The organism is Sporolactobacillus putidus, assembly GCF_014647035.1.
Taxonomy (GTDB): Bacteria; Bacillota; Bacilli; order Bacillales; family Sporolactobacillaceae; genus Sporolactobacillus; species Sporolactobacillus putidus.
Genome location: NZ_BMOK01000005.1, coordinates 147,628 through 164,855, shown reverse-complemented (window position 1 = coordinate 164,855; position 17,228 = coordinate 147,628). Strand labels below are relative to the sequence as shown.

General features: G+C 46.7%; 19 protein-coding genes. 3 read left to right on the top strand and 16 right to left on the bottom strand.

The window, feature by feature from the left end; all coding sequences use genetic code 11:
* Positions 1-348: 348 nt before the first annotated feature.
* From IEX81_RS07755 to IEX81_RS07740, 4 genes are all read right to left on the bottom strand, one after another.
* Positions 349-1,314: an ABC transporter permease gene (locus IEX81_RS07755; RefSeq protein ID WP_188802511.1), complete on the bottom strand. Its 966-nt coding sequence runs from the start codon at positions 1,312-1,314 to the stop codon at positions 349-351.
* The gene (locus IEX81_RS07750) at positions 1,311-2,378 is read right to left on the bottom strand and encodes an ABC transporter permease (protein WP_188802510.1); all 1,068 of its coding nucleotides are present in this window, start codon (positions 2,376-2,378) and stop codon (positions 1,311-1,313) included. The genes IEX81_RS07755 and IEX81_RS07750 overlap by 4 nt, the downstream gene beginning before the upstream one ends.
* A complete protein-coding gene (locus tag IEX81_RS07745) occupies positions 2,375-3,898 on the bottom strand; it encodes an ABC transporter ATP-binding protein (protein ID WP_188802509.1) in 1,524 nt (507 codons plus the stop codon). Before IEX81_RS07745 ends, IEX81_RS07750 begins: the two co-directional genes overlap by 4 nt.
* 351 nt (positions 3,899-4,249) lie before the next feature.
* Positions 4,250-5,335 (bottom strand): BMP family lipoprotein, encoded by a 1,086-nt coding sequence (locus IEX81_RS07740; protein WP_188802508.1) that lies wholly within the window; start codon positions 5,333-5,335, stop codon positions 4,250-4,252.
* A 436-nt stretch (positions 5,336-5,771) separates the two neighbouring features.
* Here IEX81_RS07740 and IEX81_RS07735 point away from each other — a divergent pair, with 436 nt between their 5' ends.
* Entirely contained in the window at positions 5,772-6,131 is a 360-nt protein-coding gene (locus IEX81_RS07735) for a Lin0512 family protein (RefSeq protein ID WP_188802507.1), read from the top strand.
* A 60-nt stretch (positions 6,132-6,191) separates the two neighbouring features.
* Here IEX81_RS07735 and IEX81_RS07730 read toward each other — a convergent pair whose 3' ends face one another.
* From IEX81_RS07730 to IEX81_RS07720, 3 genes are all read right to left on the bottom strand, one after another.
* A complete protein-coding gene (locus IEX81_RS07730) occupies positions 6,192-6,578 on the bottom strand; it encodes a hypothetical protein (protein WP_188802506.1) in 387 nt (128 codons plus the stop codon).
* A 122-nt stretch (positions 6,579-6,700) separates the two neighbouring features.
* Entirely contained in the window at positions 6,701-7,639 is a 939-nt protein-coding gene (locus tag IEX81_RS07725; protein WP_188802505.1) for a nucleoside hydrolase, read from the bottom strand.
* A gap of 2 nt (positions 7,640-7,641) precedes the next feature.
* Entirely contained in the window at positions 7,642-7,974 is a 333-nt protein-coding gene (locus tag IEX81_RS07720) for a MazG nucleotide pyrophosphohydrolase domain-containing protein (RefSeq protein WP_188802504.1), read from the bottom strand.
* 262 nt (positions 7,975-8,236) lie between these two features.
* Between IEX81_RS07720 and IEX81_RS07715 the strand changes: the two genes are divergently transcribed.
* Both IEX81_RS07715 and IEX81_RS07710 read left to right on the top strand, forming a co-directional pair.
* The gene (locus IEX81_RS07715) at positions 8,237-9,442 is read left to right on the top strand and encodes an MFS transporter (protein WP_188802503.1); all 1,206 of its coding nucleotides are present in this window, start codon (positions 8,237-8,239) and stop codon (positions 9,440-9,442) included.
* Between the two features lie 115 nt (positions 9,443-9,557).
* Complete coding sequence (locus IEX81_RS07710; protein ID WP_188802502.1) at positions 9,558-10,118, top strand: cysteine hydrolase family protein; 561 nt, start codon at positions 9,558-9,560, stop codon at positions 10,116-10,118.
* An 18-nt stretch (positions 10,119-10,136) separates the two neighbouring features.
* Here the strand turns inward: IEX81_RS07710 and IEX81_RS07705 are convergent, their stop codons facing one another.
* From IEX81_RS07705 to IEX81_RS07665, 9 genes are all read right to left on the bottom strand, one after another.
* Positions 10,137-10,625 (bottom strand): hypothetical protein, encoded by a 489-nt coding sequence (locus IEX81_RS07705; RefSeq protein ID WP_188802501.1) that lies wholly within the window; start codon positions 10,623-10,625, stop codon positions 10,137-10,139.
* 586 nt (positions 10,626-11,211) lie between these two features.
* Positions 11,212-11,355, bottom strand: a complete 144-nt coding sequence (locus tag IEX81_RS16845; RefSeq protein ID WP_188802500.1) for a zinc ribbon domain-containing protein — start codon at positions 11,353-11,355, stop codon at positions 11,212-11,214.
* Positions 11,356-11,390: 35 nt separating this feature from the next.
* On the bottom strand, positions 11,391-11,537 hold the full coding sequence (locus IEX81_RS16840) for a hypothetical protein (protein WP_373292347.1): 147 nt from the start codon (positions 11,535-11,537) through the stop codon (positions 11,391-11,393).
* 141 nt (positions 11,538-11,678) lie between these two features.
* Entirely contained in the window at positions 11,679-12,068 is a 390-nt protein-coding gene (locus tag IEX81_RS07690) for an SMI1/KNR4 family protein (RefSeq protein ID WP_308424068.1), read from the bottom strand.
* Between the two features lie 146 nt (positions 12,069-12,214).
* Positions 12,215-13,078, bottom strand: a complete 864-nt coding sequence (locus IEX81_RS07685) for an IS1380 family transposase (protein ID WP_188802498.1) — start codon at positions 13,076-13,078, stop codon at positions 12,215-12,217.
* A 169-nt stretch (positions 13,079-13,247) separates the two neighbouring features.
* Complete coding sequence (locus IEX81_RS07680) at positions 13,248-13,682, bottom strand: hypothetical protein (protein WP_188802497.1); 435 nt, start codon at positions 13,680-13,682, stop codon at positions 13,248-13,250.
* Between the two features lie 17 nt (positions 13,683-13,699).
* Positions 13,700-14,884, bottom strand: coding sequence for a hypothetical protein (locus tag IEX81_RS07675; RefSeq protein WP_188802496.1), 1,185 nt, complete (start codon positions 14,882-14,884; stop codon positions 13,700-13,702).
* A 253-nt stretch (positions 14,885-15,137) separates the two neighbouring features.
* Positions 15,138-15,395: an Imm59 family immunity protein gene (locus tag IEX81_RS07670; protein WP_188802495.1), complete on the bottom strand. Its 258-nt coding sequence runs from the start codon at positions 15,393-15,395 to the stop codon at positions 15,138-15,140.
* 22 nt (positions 15,396-15,417) lie between these two features.
* Positions 15,418-17,223 carry a TNT domain-containing protein gene (locus tag IEX81_RS07665; protein WP_188802494.1) on the bottom strand — a complete coding sequence of 602 codons (1,806 nt, stop codon included), beginning with the start codon at positions 17,221-17,223 and terminating at the stop codon, positions 15,418-15,420.
* Positions 17,224-17,228 lie beyond the last annotated feature (5 nt).

Below are 17,228 nucleotides of genomic sequence, written 5' to 3'. Positions count from 1 at the left end.
ATCCTCCATCTGCCGAAGACTGTTTAAAACGCTGTCCTTCCGTGCCCGTTTTTCAAACATCTTCAGCCTGTTAAGCTGTGTAAATTCATTATAGCGAAAAAACAGATCTTGTGCTCTGACAAATTCCGTATTTTTTTACTATTATTCAGCAAATGTGAAATTTTTTTTGCTCTCATAGATTCGGTTAATCGGCCGCATTCGTTGTCGGATGATCCGGATCTCATTTGCCGGACAACGACTTTTTTGTCAGCGGCCTGTTTTCAACCACCCGCTGCCCCGGCACAAAAAATACCGCTGTGCGTTAATCACAGCGGCGGTATTAATTTGATTAATTTCAGACGATCGCCGTTACCTCTGTCCCTTGATATACGGTATCCCGTCCGCCTTTGGGGGCTCGGCGCGCCCGACAAATCCTGTCAGAACAATAAGCGTCAGAACATACGGCGCGACCATCATCACAACTGATGGAAGCCTGTCAATATAAGGAATTTGCTGGCTCGTGATACTGAGCGCCTGTGCGAACCCGAAGAAAAGAGACGCGCCCATCGCGCCGATCGGGTGCCATTTGCCGAAAACCATGGCAGCAAGCGCCAGGAAGCCCTGGCCGGCAATGGTTGAAACATTGTAATTCGCCGTAATCGTCACCAGGTAAACGGCGCCGCCGATCCCGCCGAAAAAGCCGCTCAGCATGACGCCGATGTAGCGCATACGGGTCACATTGATACCCAGCGTGTCTGCCGCGGCAGGGTGCTCCCCGACGGAGCGCAGACGAAGACCAAAAGAAGTCTTAAAAATAATATACCAGACAACAAACGACACGAATATTGCGAGATAAGACGTATAGGTGACCTGCTGAAAGAAAATAGGTCCGATGATCGGAATATTGGACAGCACAGGAACGCTGATTTTATTAATATTGTGTGCAATGTAAGGCGTCTGTCCATTCCCATTATAAATCAGCTTAACAAGAAATATCGTAAGTCCCGCTGCCAGAAAATTGAGGGCAACGCCGCTGACCGTCTGATCCGCTCTGAAAGTAATGGACACGACGGCATGGATCAAAGAAAAAATCGCTCCGGCAACTGCCGCAATGAGAATGGCGATCCATGGTGAGGCATTGCCAAAACCCGCATGTTCAAGGAACAACGTGGCAATTGCCGCGGTGAATGCACCGACAGACATCAAGCCTTCCAGGCCGATGTTGACAACCCCGGAACGCTCAGAAAAAACACCGCCCAGTGCCGTAAAAATTAATGGAGCTGCGGTTAAAAGCGTCGAAGGTACAATGATCGCAAGGACTTCAAGTATACTCAATTTTTATGCCCCCTCATTGAAAAGCGAAGCAGTGCCCACTTAATTACATAGCTTGATCCGACAAAGAAAATAATAAGTGCAATAACGATTTGAATGAGCTCAACAGGCACGCCCGCCACCGATTGCATCGTCAGCCCGCCAGTCTGCAGTCCCGCAAACAGCGCTCCGGCGAGAATCACACCGACAGGCGTGTTCAGCCCAAGAAGCGCAACGGCAATTCCATTAAACCCGATACCGGTAAAAGTCGAATTAATCATCATATACTGGTATGTGCCCAGTCCTTCCATTGCACCGGAGAGTCCGGCAAATATGCCCGAAATAGTCATCGACAGAATAATATTGCGGCTGACATTCATGCCCGCGTATTTTGAGGCGTCAGGGCTGAAGCCGACCGCCCTGAGCTCATAACCCCTCGTTGTTTTCCATAGGATAAACCACATGGCGACCGCAGCGAGGATGGCAACGATAAAGCCCCAGTGCAGCCTGGAGCCCTGCGTCAGATTGGCGAGGGTCGGGGAAGCCAGCGATGCCGCCGAAGGAATCGTCGGTGTTCGTTCGCCCTCCGTATAGAGAAAATTTTTGATGAGATAGCTGGTCGTATAGAGGGCGATATAGTTCATCATAATGGTTGAAATAACCTCATGAACTTTGAACCGCGCTTTCAGGAAACCCGGAAGGAAGCCCCATATCCCCCCGGCAGCCCCTCCTGCAATGATGCAGAGCGGAAGCAGAATAACTTTGGGGAGCCCTTCAAACACAATCGCCGCCGCAACCGATGCAAACCATCCGACAAGCAGCTGTCCTTCAACGCCGATATTGAACAGACCCGTACGGAAGGCGAAAGCTACAGCAAGTCCCGACAGGACAAGCGGAATCATGGCACGGATGGTTTCGCCCGTATAATAGGGTTGAAGAAAAATAGATTGAACAATTGATCCATAGGCCAAAAGCGGATTGTACCCTGCAGCCACCATGATAATGGCTCCGCAGAGCAGGCCCAGCACCACGGACACAATGGGCACCAGAAGCTTCATCCACTGAATTTTACTCAGCATTTTACTCATGCCTGCGCCTCCTCTTTTTTGCGGCCGGCCATCAGCAAGCCGAGTTCATTTTCATTTGTTTCTTTCGGATTGACAATATCAATAATACGCCCTTCGAAAATGACGGCAATACGGTCGCTCAAGTGAAGAATTTCATCCAGTTCAAACGAAACAAGAAGTACCGCTTTCCCTTTTTCCTTCTCTTCAAGCAGTTTTCCATGAATAAACTCAATCGCTCCGATATCGAGCCCGCGGGTCGGCTGCGCCGCCACAAGCAGCTGCGGGCTGCGGTCTACTTCCCGGGCGACAATCACTTTTTGCTGGTTGCCTCCGGAAAGCGATCGCGCAAGGGTTTTCTCACCGGGTGTCCGCACGTCATATTCATGGATCAGCTGTTTCGCTTTTTTTGAAATCACTTTATTGTTGAGTACGCCCGCAAACGCATAGGGTTTCTTGTAGTAGGTCTGAAGAACCATATTTTCACCGATAGAAAAGTCCAGCACCAGCCCGTGTTTCTGCCGGTCTTCGGGAATATAGCCCAGTCCCGCTTCAATGATTTTTCTTGTTTTATGGTTGGTCACGTCATTGCCGTTGATTTCAATGGCGCCTTCTTTTACTTTTCGAAGACCCGCAATAGCTTCAACCAGCTCCGTCTGGCCATTGCCATCCACACCGGCGATGCCCATAATTTCACCACCGTGCACGGTCAGATTCAGCTGATTCACTGCTTTGACTTTTCTGGAATCCAGCACCGTCAGGTCCCTGATCTCAAGTACTTTTTCCTTTGGCTCATACGGCGCGTTGTTGATCCGGACATTCACCTTTCGGCCGACCATCATATCTGCCAGGTCGCTCGGATTCGTCTCGCCGATGCCGATGGTGCCGATTATTTTCCCGCGGCGGATGACGGTGCAGCGGTCGCATGCCTCAAAGATCTCTTTAAGCTTGTGGGTAATCAGAATGATCGATTTGCCCTCTTTGACAAGACGCTTCATGATGTCAATCAGTTCTTTGATTTCAAGCGGCGTCAGCACTGCTGTCGGCTCATCGAAAATCAGGATGTCCGACCCTCGGTACAGTGTCTTGAGAATCTCAACACGCTGCTGCATGCCCACTGTTATGTCTTCAACTTTTTTCATTGGATCAACGTCAAGTCCGTATTTTTCCGACAGATCACTGACAATCTTTACAGCTTTGGTCATATCCAGCCTTCCGTGAATCGTCGGCTCTCTGCCCAATATGATATTTTCAGCAACTGTAAATTTTTCGACAAGCATGAAGTGCTGATGAACCATTCCGATTCCAAGACGATTAGCGTCATTCGGATCGGCGATCCGCACTTTTTTCCCGTGAACATAGATTTCGCCTTCATCCGGCTGGTAAAGGCCGAACAGCACATTCATCAGTGTTGATTTCCCCGCCCCATTTTCCCCAAAAAGAGCATGTATTTCTCCTTCCTCCACTTGAAGGTTAATGTCGTCATTGGCTATAATACCGGGAAATTCTTTCCTGATATGTTTCATTTCAATAGCGTAGGGCATTCCTCTGTCTCCAATCTCAAATTATGTAATCAATGTTCATTATTAAATAGATTAAAAGTGACCCAATGAACCATGCAGCCGCTCATTATATTCGCTAAAGAAGCATGAAAATGAGTGCCGAATATTGGGATGGAGGCTATTTATGTCATCATGCGGATGTGCATCTAAAAAAACAACGAATGACAAGCAAAAATCAAATTCTGCGGCTTATCTAAGGGATACGAACCGTAACACAGGATTTCGACCTATCATTGGGTGACTTTTTAAACAAGCACTTAAGGAAACGGCCTTAAAAATAATAATAATGATGGATGGGGCCGCTTTCCGCCTCATCCATCAGGTCAATGCATCTTACTTCAAGTTAGAAAGATATGTCTGATATTCCTGGTCTGTCGTCGGCACCTTGATGCTGCCGTCAATAATTTTCTGTTTGTAGGAATTCACACTATCAAGCACCTTCTGAGGCAAGTTCTTTGTTGTCGGTGCGATGCCGACACCATTTTCTTTCAACCCGTACATAAGTACCTGGCCGCCAGGGAATTTGCCTGCTTTGGCTTTCGTTGCAACATCATAGATGGCTTTGTCTACGCGTTTAACCATTGAAGTTAAAGTCACGTTTTGAGGAAGTCCCTGAGCATACTGATCCTTGTCGACACCGATAACCCAGACCTTCTTTCCGTTCTTTGTCCGGTCTTTTGCTTCGGTAAATACGCCGTTTCCGGTGTCGCCTGCTGCAGCATAGATGATGTCCGCGCCCTTCGTATACATCGTTGAAGCAATGGCCTGTCCCTTATCAGGAGCATTGAAGGCACCTGCGTACTGGACATCGATGCTCGCCTTCGGGTTAACCGCCTTGACCCCGGCTTTGAAACCATTTTCGAATTTTTTAATCAGTGCCGAGTTAACGCCGCCGATAAAACCAACCTGGTTTGTTTTCGTCATCATACCGGCCACAACACCGACAAGGAACGAACCCTGCTCTTCTTTGAACGTCATGCTGGCCACATTTTTCAGCGGTTTATTGTCCTTTCCTACAGCAACCGCATCAATAATGCCAAGTTTAGCATTAGGATTCTGTTCGGCTACATTCTGTACATCATTCTGCATCAGGAAGCCAATGCCGAAGACCACATTATAATTCTGATGGACGAGCTGATTCAGGTTTGGAGAATAATCGGATGCCTGCGTCGATTGAAGATACTTAACATCCGTACCCACTTTTAACTGGTTATCCTTGGCAAAGCTCTGCAGACCTTCCCATGAAGATTGGTTGAAGGACTTGTCATTCACACCGCCGGTATCCGTAACCATTCCGGCTTTAAAAGCGCTCTTGCCGGAAGTGCCTGAAGTGGTGCCGCTTTTGCTGCCGCAGCCTGCGAGAATGGTCGCAAGGACGACGACGCATGCTGCAAGGATCGCTATTCTCTTTTTGAACACAAAAAAACCCCCCGTTTTTTTTTAATGTCGCAACTCACAAATTTAACTATAGCCTATCCATAAAAAAAAATAAACATTAAAAGCAGACAAAAAAGGCGAAAATTCAAGATCATTTTCGAAAAAACGTTCGCCTTTCAGTTGATTTCCGACCTTGAACGTCCCGCTTTTTTATGAATACAGCATATAAATGGAAACTATCCCCAACTTCTCTGTCTCTTTTAGGCAGAACAGCGGTGCCGGATTGATTCTATATTCCTTTCATAGGAAACTCTCATTTTGATCTCTTCCTGCATGCCTTCCCAAGTTTAGATCATTTCAAAAAAAAATGTACAAGTTTGTCGTATCTTCTGACATAGTGTTCAGTCATACGAATTTGTGGGTGACTTTTTTGTTCTGCTATAATGAATGTGACTATGGGCGAGAAGGAGGAATAACTATGGAACATCTTTTATTTATCGAAACCGGTGTCGGGGTTGATGTTCACGGCCAGGATGTGACAACAGCGGCTGTACGTGCGGTCATTGATGCCATCCATAAAAACTCAATGCCCGGCATTACCGAATTTCTGCCTGACCATGACCTGAACAACATGAAGGTCAACATTCGTCTGGCCGTCCCGCTCGACAAGGATTTCCTGGATACGGACAAGGTGAAAGCCGAAATACCGTACGGAACGGTCACGGTTGATGTGGTGGACGGCGGAATGGCGGCCCCGAGCGGCATTGTTTTGAAGGAAAAAAACGATAAGAATGACCTGATGTATATTGTTAACGCCTCTGTTGAAGTCGGCTATTGATTCAGAAATAAGTGCCAGTCATTGAAAACATAAAAGGCAGCCTCTCAGGCTGCCTTTTATTTACTTCTTGACGGATCTCTTTATAATCAGGGCCAGTCCCAATGTAAATATGGTAAGAACCAAAATAAAAAAGTTGATATCGACGGCCGGTTTGTACGTGGTTTTTTCTTCAGTGATTTCATAAAAACCGAGCGGCTTGACAGAAAGGTATCCGCCTCCCCCGCCTCCTCTGTCCGTAGGTAGATTATCTTTTTCATCTTTAAAACCGCCGCCGCCCATATACCGTACCGTTGCAACGGGAACGATTTTTTTATTGCCGGCGTCGATGGTTTCCCCAAAAACGGTTGATACATCCTTTTGCTTCAAAAAGTGCGTAAAGAAGCGTTCGACAAATGATGAGGACTTGGTATCTGTTCTACGATCCAAACGGTCATCAACTTTTTCCATCCGGCATTTCTCCTTTTCTGCAGCCTGCAAACAGACGCGGCTTATGTATGGGCAATTCTTGAAACAGAATCCGTCTGCATTATTAATCATTTCGCCGCTGTCACGAAAATCACCTTTTTTTGTTATGCTTTTTTTGCCAGTCGGATGATCGATGCGAAGAAGTCTTCCGCATCGACATCATAGACGATATCAACCGGGCGGCCGTCTTCGGTCTCCTCAATCCTCCCCCCGCTTCTCTCCTCTGTATGAACGCTCGTATAAACAGTTTTCGTTTTAGCCAGCTCAGGCCTGCCCACTGTCATCGTTGTCAGAACATCCCATAAAAAATAGGTGGAATTTGTTTCAAAGTGGACAAGAGGAGGTACTGCCGCATAGCACTGGCCGATAAAATCAAGGCCTGTATATCTTCTCATGGATGCCCAGCGATTACGGACCGGAACAGTCAGCGGTACCTGGTGCGTGCTTTCAAGGGCCACCATTTGAATAGGAATGCGGCTCTCCCATACTCTTGCCGCGGCTTCGGGATCCCAAAAGGCATTCCACTCCGCCGAACCGTCATGTTCCGGTTCCTGTACATTACCGACCGGGTTCAGAGTGCCGCCCATCCAGACCAGGTGGTCTATTTTCGTTTCAATTTCAGGAGCGCGGTCAAGCGAGCGTGCCACATCCGTCAGCGGTCCCGTACAGAGTAAAGTGGTTTGCCCGGGGTTTTCCGACACTTTTTGAATCAGATGCTCATGAGCCGGGAGGACGCTCAGCGGAGTATCGACTTGCCCCGACTCATTAAGCAGTGGCAGGGCATCCACGAAGAAGGGATGCATCCGCCATTCTTTTGGAAAAGGATTCAGCCCCCTTGAATTGGAACGCGCGACCTCAACTATTTTCTTGCCAAACCGGTCAATGATTTTCCGGCTTGCCTGCACGCCGGGCGTCACATAACCGTCCGCCGGTATTACTGAGACCCCGCTCAGCGTCACATTTTCCATCTGAAGGAGCAGAAAAAGCGAGACAAGATCGTCGATTCCGGCATCGTGGTTGAAATAAACCGTCTGTCCGCCCATTCTCAAGCCTCCCCCCCTTTACTATTGAAACGCTTTTTTAATTTATCCTGATGTGCCCTTACGATCTCTTCAAGACTTATATGATAGAGATCGGCAAGAACGGCCAGATTGGACAGCACATCACCCATCTCTTCAGCCAGATTTTGTCTGATCTCATTTTTTGACTTTTTCCGTTCTTCGGGATGATCCCGGCCGATTTCATAGGCGCGGACAGCCCTGGACACTTCACCGACTTCTTCCATTAAAAATCCGGCCCTGATAAATGGCCCCAGATCCTTCCAGCCTCTCTTGCTGTAAAAGTTAATCTCCCAATCTTGCACTTCCGACAAATCCATTGTTCCCGCCTCCCGCCATCTTGCAGCATTTTGTTTTCAGTTTAACATGCCGATTCGCGGCAAGATAGAATAACAGGATTTTTTAATAGTACTGACATAAAGAATGCAATAAAAGGCATAAACATTGACCGCCACCTGTCTTTACACTTATCTTTACCTATGTAAACAAAATTCTTATAATGAAAGCAGGCTATCATACATTCCTATGAGAAAAGCGCTTATCCGCAGCAAGTGCCACAATCATTATGATCGGGAGGACATTATGTCAATTACAAATCAGCAATCGGAGAGAAAGTTGTTGGGCGTCGCCGGACTGGCCTGGCTGTTCGACGCGATGGACGTCGGTATGCTGTCTTTTATTATTGCGGCATTGAAAATGGTTTGGAACTTAAATGAAGTCCAGATGGGCTGGATTGGCAGCATCAGCTCCATCGGCATGGCGGTCGGCGCCTTGATTTTCGGGCTTCTGGCCGATCGCATCGGCAGAAAGCCTGTTCTAATCTTAACCTTATTGCTGTTCTCTCTCGGAGGCGGATTTTCAGCGCTGACCACCGGACTGGGCATTTTCCTTCTTTTACGATTCTTTGTCGGTATGGGCCTGGGCGGTGAACTTCCTGTCGCCTCCACACTTGTGTCCGAAAGCGTGTCCGCCGATAAACGGGGCCGGATCGTCGTCCTGCTGGAAAGTTTCTGGGCCGTCGGCTGGATCGCCGCAGCCTTGATTTCCTATTTTATCATCCCTCATTACGGCTGGCGCATCGCCCTGATTATCGGTGCACTGCCGGCCTTCTACGCGATTTATTTAAGATGGAATATTCACGACTCGTCCAAATATTTAGCACAGAAGCAGGAGTCAAAGGCAAATGTTGTCAGGAACATCGCCGAAGTGTGGTCAAAAAAATATGTCAGGCGGACGGTGATGCTCTGGGTGCTCTGGTTTTGCGTTGTATTCTCGTATTACGGCATGTTTTTATGGCTTCCGAGTGTTGTCGTCCTGAAGGGCTTCAGCCTCGTGAAGAGTTTTCAGTATGTGCTCATCATGACGCTGGCCCAGCTGCCCGGTTATTTCACAGCCGCCTGGCTGATCGAGAAGTGGGGAAGGAAATGGGTACTGATCGTTTATCTGATCGGCACGGCAGTTAGCGCCTATTTCTTCGGCATCGCTTCTGCACTGCCGCTTCTCCTGACTTCCGGCATCCTGCTTTCATTCTTTAACCTCGGCGCCTGGGGTGCGCTTTACGCCTATTCCCCCGAACAGTATCCGACCGCAATCCGCGGGACGGGAACAGGTATGTCAGCCGCATTCGGACGAGTCGGGGGCATTTTCGGCCCTCTGCTCGTCGGTTATCTGATTGCTCAGCATCTCCCGATTACGGCCATCTTCTCCATTTTCTGCGCATCGATCATCCTCGGTGTTCTTGCCGTACTCGTGCTCGGAAAAGAAACAATGAACAAAGAATTGTCCTGAGTTGTCATGATGCTTAAGGATTCACAAGCGGGAGGAACTTATTTTTCATACGCTTTTTATCTCATCTCCTGCTAAAATTAAAGCAAACCAATATGGATAAGTGAGGGGAAGTCATGTGGCAAATAAAGCGTTGATTGTAATTGACTACACCGTCGACTTTGTCGCCGATGACGGAAAACTGACATGCGGCCGGCCGGGGCAGGAGATTGAGGACAGTATTGTCGGTCTCGCCCAACAATTCGCCTCTGATCAGTCATGGATCGTACTGGCGGTTGACCGGCATGAGATAGACGATCCCTGGCACCCAGAAACGAAACTGTTTCCGCCACACAATATCGCCGGTACTCACGGACGTGATTTTTATGGCAAACTGGAAACCTGGTATCAAAAGAATAGAAACTATCCTAAACTCTACTACATGGACAAATCTAGATACAGCGCGTTTGCCGGAACCGATCTCGACATGCGCCTGCGCGCCCGCCAGGTTAATGAAATCCATGTTTGTGGTGTCTGCACCGACATCTGCCTGCTCCACACACTCGTCGATGCTTATAATCTCGGTTACAGACTGGTTGTCCACGCGGACGCCGCCGCAAGTTTCAACCCTCAGGGTCACGATTGGGCGCTGCAGCACTTTAAGAATACGCTCGGCGCGGAAATCGTCGGCGAGGAGTAACTGACACTTGCTTTAAGTTCAAGCGGGTTGAGACAGATCGGTCAGGGTCGTCACGCCTTGAGAAAATGGCTCGGGGGTGCCGATGGCGCCGCATCGGCCGTTTGCATCGCCCCGTATACGGCACCCACATTGATCCCGACCGGAGGGCAGATGATCGCGGTGATGATAATACTTGCCGTGATGATCTCGGAATTCCGTGTCCATCTGTTTGTCTTTGATCGATTGGTAGTCAAAGCCGCGGCTGTACTGGATGCCCGCTTTGTACTGGTCGAGGGTCACGTCGCCGGCCTTTTTTCCGGCCGTGGCCCGGTAGGTTTCGTACTCCTTTTTCAGCGAGGCGGTCATCAGACTGCTGCTGTTAAAAATATCGTCGAACGTGATCGCCTTTTTCGTTACTTGCTCGTAAGTGGCGACGGAAGCGAGCGGGCTGGTCGCCTGGTATTCCTTGAGATTCAACGTGTTCTTGGTGTGATACTGGCTGATCGAGATCTGCGCCATCGCCGCCACAAACCCGTCCATCTGTTTGTATAAGGGATCGTCGATATGGCGGTTGACCGCGTCGCCGGCCTCACCCGTAAACGTGTTTAGTTTCCGGTAGTCATTGCCTAGTTTGTCCAGCGCCCCGGACAGACTTTTGTACGAAAACCAGAGGCGCCAGTCATCGTCCAGATCGTCAATCGTATGGCGAATTTGCTGGAAGACCTGATTACTTACCCAGTTCTATGTAAAGATATATCTCGTACTAAAAAGCCCTGAAAGGCATTAACTTTCAAGACTTTAAAGATTTATCACGTTAGGAATTTCAATTTTATGACGGCTTTTTTATATTCTAAAGCATTGACGGTCAACAATTAAAATTCTGATTTTATCAGATATTTCTCTTAGAGGGGTTTCCTTTTCTTACTGTACTTTAAATCTTCTAAAAAAGGATGAAGTTGTCCTTTAAGCCTCCAGCATAAATTAATTCCCAAATATTACAATTTTATATTGCCATAAACACTGGTCGCTTGAGTTTCGGATCTCTGGAAGCATGATTAAATCACGACTAGCAGAACTTGTATCCATGCTGCTAGATACAAAGGCTCCAGCCTTATTAGCAGGCTAACCCCCGTTCCGACGGTGGATTATATATACTGCTTGGCTGTTTTAGTCTCCCAACTAAAATATTTTTAGCTGCATTAATATCACGGTCATAGTGAGCACCACAATTTGGGCAGTCCCATACACCGATAGTCAATTCTTTCTGCTCTGATAACCATGTTCAGAACATATCTAAGAAGATGAAAAGAAACCATTGATAGTTATGAAATCTCTTCCATACCATTTATCCTTATATTCCAGTTGCCTTCTTAACGCTCTGAACGATTGCTCTGTGGGCTTGGCTAATTTGTAATTAGATAACATACCTTTTACATTCAAATCTTCTAAACTAATGACTTGATTCCCGCTAATTAATTTAGTAGACAGTTTATGCAAAAGGCGAACTTACGAAATGAATAGTAGATTTACCCTACTTAATCAAAGTTCACCCATTCAAACCAGGGTGCGAAAGTTAAGCAATTACGATAACATGCTTATGAATTCTTCGAAGCTTTTAGCAGTGAAATAAGTCATCGGATCCAACTCTCCTGATTCTTCGTGATCCCATACACAAACAGTTGGATGATTTTTAGAGATCCTATAATCCAGGCATAGATAATCTCCAGCAAACAGTATCGCAATTGGCAATAAATCTACTCCAATCAGATCCTCATTATCTGTAAGACGCTCCTCGATACGAGTTAAAGTCACATCGATATCATATATGCCAAATTCATTGTTTTCTGTTTCTTCTAAAACACATAAAAATCTATCTATCGCATAAAAATGATTTTGAGTATAAAAAGACTTATGCTCTAGGGTACCCCCATTGTATTTTTTTAATAGCTCTTTGGAAGAGCTACTCTCCACATTTTTTCTTCTTTTTCAAGAAGTGTATCTGTGGGTAATGGGAGTACTATTGAATCATTATTTATCTCCACAAAATTTCCTCCTTTAATTATCTTGGAGCATCTGCCCACATTCCTTTAGTTCTCCCTCCATTATGAGGTGTAATATTAGGAAAATTCACTGTAGAACACGGCTGAGGTCCCAACCGGCATGGCTTGTTTCTTCTGACGTGCAGCAATCAGCTCCTGTGCTTTTTGGATCAGCCGTGAATTGATTTTCAGCCGGATCGCATAAAAAACATCCATGCCTTCACACAAGGTGTAGAGTTCGGGAACGGTGAAGCCGCTGTCGACGCGAAGCGCCAGGTCCAGCCCGGGGGCTAGTGACCGCAAGTGTTCCAGAACAGGCCGGAGGAAAGCGACCCCGTCACGAGAGGTGTAAAAATTTCCCGGGCGCAGCGCCGCCTTCAGGCAGTAACCCGTCAGCGCATCGAACAGGAAGAGCGGATGGAATCCCATGTCCTGGTAGTGGGCGTTGTAGGCGGAGCCTTCTTGATTCCCAAAGGTTTCAAAGTTGGACGAATCGACATCGAGAACCATCTGGGCGCTGGGACGCAGGGCATGAAGCCGATCCAGATAAGCCTGGTTGATCGCTTCCAGCGATTGAACCGTTTCATCATCCACACGTTGGTTGAACCGGGAGAGGGTCGGCTGAGAGGCCAGCCGTTTTTTCTCAAGAATCGCGGTGAAGGCCGGTTCCCTCCCCAGTTCTTCGGCTTCGTCATCGGTGTGATAACCGGCCAGATGCTGGTAGACTTTCTGAACCACGGCCTGCGCATTCGTGTGACGCGTGTGTATGACAGGATCCTTGGCCTTGATCTTGAGCCTTTCCTCAATCAACCGGCTGAATCCGGTCTTTGCATCGAATTCCTGGTAAAGAAGCAATCCCGAGTCGGAGGAAAGAGCCCCACCCGAGAAGCTGACTTTGATTTTTTGGTTGAACTGAAGCGACGTTTCTTTTACACTGGTCATATGAGGAGCCCCTTACCTTGCATGTTTGGTTCTCACAAATTAATCATACCAAGGAGGGGCTCCTTTTTCATTTCTTTTTGTCACTTAATAGATGACCAGAATGTATCCCGGGAAACCTTGTTTCCCCAACGATTATCACCTCTCAGCTGTAGTGCTGTGAATAATCAGGTTAGTATCTATATCTTATTGAAATACACACATTACCGCTCTTAGGGTCAACATATGATGTTACCTTACCCCATTGTAGATTATATATTACCTCATTATCTCTAATAATGTCTGGAAAACCTAATAATTTCTTTAACCAATTATCATGACTGTCTTTTTTTAATTTAACCTTATAATTTGACCAATTAGCATAACTATTACTCAAACTTTCATCTGCATTTTCAAGTTCTACATATTGAATATTCTCTTTTTTAAACCCTACTATTATCCAAAATTCCATATCATAAATGCTATATTTTTTACTAAATATGAATAGATCTTCATTGTTATTATATGGCATTAAATCATCTTTAAAATAGTTAATAAATGAATTTTTATCCAATTGCTTATCAATACTTATATTATTTACAGGCAATTTTTCTTCTATTCTATTCAATGCACTTTCTCCTTTCCTTAAAATCCTTTTCCACCTAATGCTTTGATTTTTTCAATAATTTTTTTATACTCACTAAATGGCATTTCCGTATTAGTCAACTTTATTTCTGTCCCAGACAATCTTTTTAAATACTTATTATGAATAAGTTCTTTTAAATCTGGCATAAAAATCTGTTCTAATCTACCTCTCCAGAACTGGGTATTATTCTTTGCTATTCCATTGGCACCAGTAATATCCACCTTTAATTCATAACCAACCATCTTATCCCTAAATATAGCATTAAACATTCCTTTCCCCCAATAGGGTTTAACCTGCAAGCCTTCAAATACTTTATGTGCATCAACCCCAACATTATCTAACGCTTCTTTAGTTGTAAAATATCCTGTAGGAAATGGCTCGCCAGCATATAAAACACTGCCTTTTGGATATATTTTATCAGTATAAGCATCTATCCCGAAATATGGATCTTCACCCTGCCATTCTGTAGCTTTTTTTGATGGACTATAATCCTCTAACATTCTACGTAACTTAGGAGTATTAATTCTTTGATGTAACTCTTCTGAACTAAGCTTACCAAATTTATTTCTTAAATAATCAATTCTACCTATTTCGGAATTGCTTTCTTTAATACCACTGCCCATACCCTTGGTTATACTACTTGTATTTTTGGAAGAGATGTATTGAACTGGCTGTTTAATGTTTCTTAGATTATCGACGAAACTTTCTGCACCACCAACCCCCGAAGCCCCCGCAAATTCCGATTGCAGGCCATCTACGGAAATCCGGTCTCCCGCGTTGGCCGCGGCCTGTTTCACGCTGTCTATCCCTGCACGGCTTATCTGTTTCAGCTGGATCAGCCGCCTTCCGGATGCCCGGCCCATCGTTTTCGTTAGGCCGCCCAGAGTCGTCACGCCTTTGGTGCCCATCCGGCCGATCGCGCTGAAAGCGCCGGCGGCCTTGAAGGCAGGGATCACGTCCAGTACGCCGAAGACGCCCTCCGTGACCCGCTCCTCCGTGCTCAGCTTCCGCCCGGAGATCATACTCGTCCCGGTGGCCGCGTCGGTCAGCTGCATCGCCCCGTAGGCGGTACCCGCGGCGACCCCGGCCGGCGGGCAGGCGATGGCGGTGACTATTACGATTAAACGCATCGTGCTAGTCCGAAATTGACGAAAATAAAAACGCACCAACAGAACGATTGGCACGTGAACTCCAGTACTGCCGGAATATGGCAGGATAGCATGCATAGATGATTAAAGTGCTGTCAATATCACTGCTTTCGTGGGGCTTTAGCCAAGATAATGTTGAGAGTCGTATTTAATGTTATTTACAAAATAATCTATTAGGTAGTTTCTCGTTGAATTAAGTGAAAAATCAATTTATTTTTGCAATTTATGATCTAAACCTATCAGTTTTCCCCAAATCGTCCACTTATTTCTAATCAACAATTCTAAACATTTATAGCGAATCGCCATAATATTCTCTGACTAATTTGTCTCCCCTTAATCTTTTAACGAAATCTTCTAATGCATCACTTTCATTATTATATATTTGCTCTCCTATCTTAGCTGCTCTCTCATCACACGTATACACTGCCCATTTTTTCCCTGATTTTTGAATAACTACCTCTCTCTCGTTTGGAGATCTATCGCAAAAAAAGCAATAGTTCTTCAGACCTTCTTTTTGAATGATCATTTTTGTTTCTTCTACATTCATTCTCTTTTCCTCCCCGTATGGATCAAAATAATTTTTCTATCATACCCAAATCCTCTAACATTTTTATAGGCAAAGGTAATTGATATTGTATCCCGCCTCCTATCGAGCCAAAACCCGGAGCTATTTCTCCCTTTTCAATAACTAAATCATCAACTGTTAATGAATATTTTGACATATATCCTTCAATAGCAGCTTTTAGTTTTTCATTTGAACAATTCTCTATATACGATTTAATATTATTAAAGTCTCTAGTAATCTCATATTGATGATATTTTGACCCATCTTCCAAATAAGGTAATGAGCGTTGTTCATAAGAGTATGGTTTTCCATCAATAACTGGCGAAGTAAATCTTCCGTCAGCCGGACCATATCTATCAATGACTTCTCCAACTCTAGGTATATAAGGCTTTTTGATTGGATTCCCTTTTTCATTAAGTTTAAATCCATCGTTTGGTACCTGTGACCAATCAATCTTGCCATTAGGTTTTAATACTTCTGGTGACTTAGGAATTTGTACTTTCTCTGGCCATTTTCCCATCTTTAAATATTCATCCGCTAAATCACTATTAATACTCTTTAAATAAACCTGTAAATCCGAATTTGTACACTTTGTTTTTCGTAAAATATTATCTACTGTAGTACTAGCTTTCTCAGCCCCCTGAACTTCCCCTATTTTACTATAATTGACCTGCTGAGTAACACGTTCCTTAGATGCCATCTGCCGGAATGTGTTTTTGACATTCTGAATCAAACGCTCTCCGCCGCCTGCACCACCGACCCCCGAAGCGCCGGCAAATTCCGGCTGCAGGCCGCCCAGGGAAAGCCGGTCTCCCGCGTTGGCCGCGGCTTGTTTCACGCTGTCTATCCCTGCACGGCTTATCTGTTTCAGCTGGATCACCCGCCTTCCGGATGCCCGGCCCATCGTTTTCGTTAGGCCGCCCAGAGTCGTCACGCCTTTGGTGCCCATCCGGCCGATCGCGCTGAAAGCGCCGGCGGCCTTGAAGGCAGGGATCACGTCCAGCACGCCGAAGACGCCCTCCGTGACCCGCTCCTCCGTGCTCAGCTTCCGCCCGGAGATCATACTCGTCCCGGTGGCCGCGTCGGTCAGCTGCATCGCCCCATAGGCGGCACCCGCAGCGATCCCCGCCAGCGGGCAGGCGATCGTCAGGATGACAATCGCCGCTCCAACGCCGAGGTTCACCCAGAACTCTTTGTCCATCTGCTTGTCTTTGATCGACCGGTAGTCGAAGCCGCGGCTGTACTGAATGCCCGCTTTGTACTGGTCGAAAGTCACGCCGCCCGTCTGTTTCCCGGCCGCGGCCCGGTAGATTTCGTATTCTTTTTTCAGCGAGGCGGCCATCAGGCTGCTGCTGTTAAAGAGATCGTCGAATGTGATCGACTGTTTCGTCACTGGCTCATAGGCGGCGACGGAGGCGAGCGGGCTGGTCGCCTGGTATTCCTTGACGTTCAGCGTGTTCCGGGTGTGGTACTGGCTGATTGAAATCTGCGACATTTCCGCGACAAAGGCATCCATCTGCTTGTAAAAGGGATCATCGATCTGGCGGCTGACCGCATTGCCGGCCTCTCCCGTAAAGGTGTCCAGTTTCCGGTAGTCCTGACCCAGTTTGTCGAGCGCCCCAGCCTGGCTCTTGTACGAAAACCAGAGACGCCGGTCCTCATCCAGATCATCAATCGCATTCTGGATCTGCTGAAGAGTCCGGTCCATCTGCTGCATGCGCTCCAGCGCGCCGCCCCAGCCTGAAATTTTAGCGATCGCCCGGCCCATGTCGTCCCATGAACCGCTTCGGTAGGAAACATCCTCTCCCATGCTTT

Excerpts from the sequence above, each read along its gene's own strand:
- IEX81_RS07665 (WP_188802494.1), bottom strand. The coding sequence starts at position 17,223 with ATGGGAGAGGATGTTTCCTACCGAAGCGGTTCATGGGACGACATGGGC.
- IEX81_RS07720 (WP_188802504.1), bottom strand. The coding sequence starts at position 7,974 with ATGGATTTGTCGGAAGTGCAAGATTGGGAGATTAACTTTTACAGCAAG.
- IEX81_RS07670 (WP_188802495.1), bottom strand. The coding sequence starts at position 15,395 with ATGAATGTAGAAGAAACAAAAATGATCATTCAAAAAGAAGGTCTGAAG.
- IEX81_RS07745 (WP_188802509.1), bottom strand. The coding sequence starts at position 3,898 with ATGCCCTACGCTATTGAAATGAAACATATCAGGAAAGAATTTCCCGGT.
- IEX81_RS07715 (WP_188802503.1), top strand. The coding sequence starts at position 8,237 with ATGTCAATTACAAATCAGCAATCGGAGAGAAAGTTGTTGGGCGTCGCC.
- IEX81_RS07750 (WP_188802510.1), bottom strand. The coding sequence starts at position 2,378 with ATGAGTAAAATGCTGAGTAAAATTCAGTGGATGAAGCTTCTGGTGCCC.
- IEX81_RS07735 (WP_188802507.1), top strand. The coding sequence starts at position 5,772 with ATGGAACATCTTTTATTTATCGAAACCGGTGTCGGGGTTGATGTTCAC.
- IEX81_RS07730 (WP_188802506.1), bottom strand. The coding sequence starts at position 6,578 with ATGGAAAAAGTTGATGACCGTTTGGATCGTAGAACAGATACCAAGTCC.
- IEX81_RS07685 (WP_188802498.1), bottom strand. The coding sequence starts at position 13,078 with ATGACCAGTGTAAAAGAAACGTCGCTTCAGTTCAACCAAAAAATCAAA.
- IEX81_RS07725 (WP_188802505.1), bottom strand. The coding sequence starts at position 7,639 with ATGGGCGGACAGACGGTTTATTTCAACCACGATGCCGGAATCGACGAT.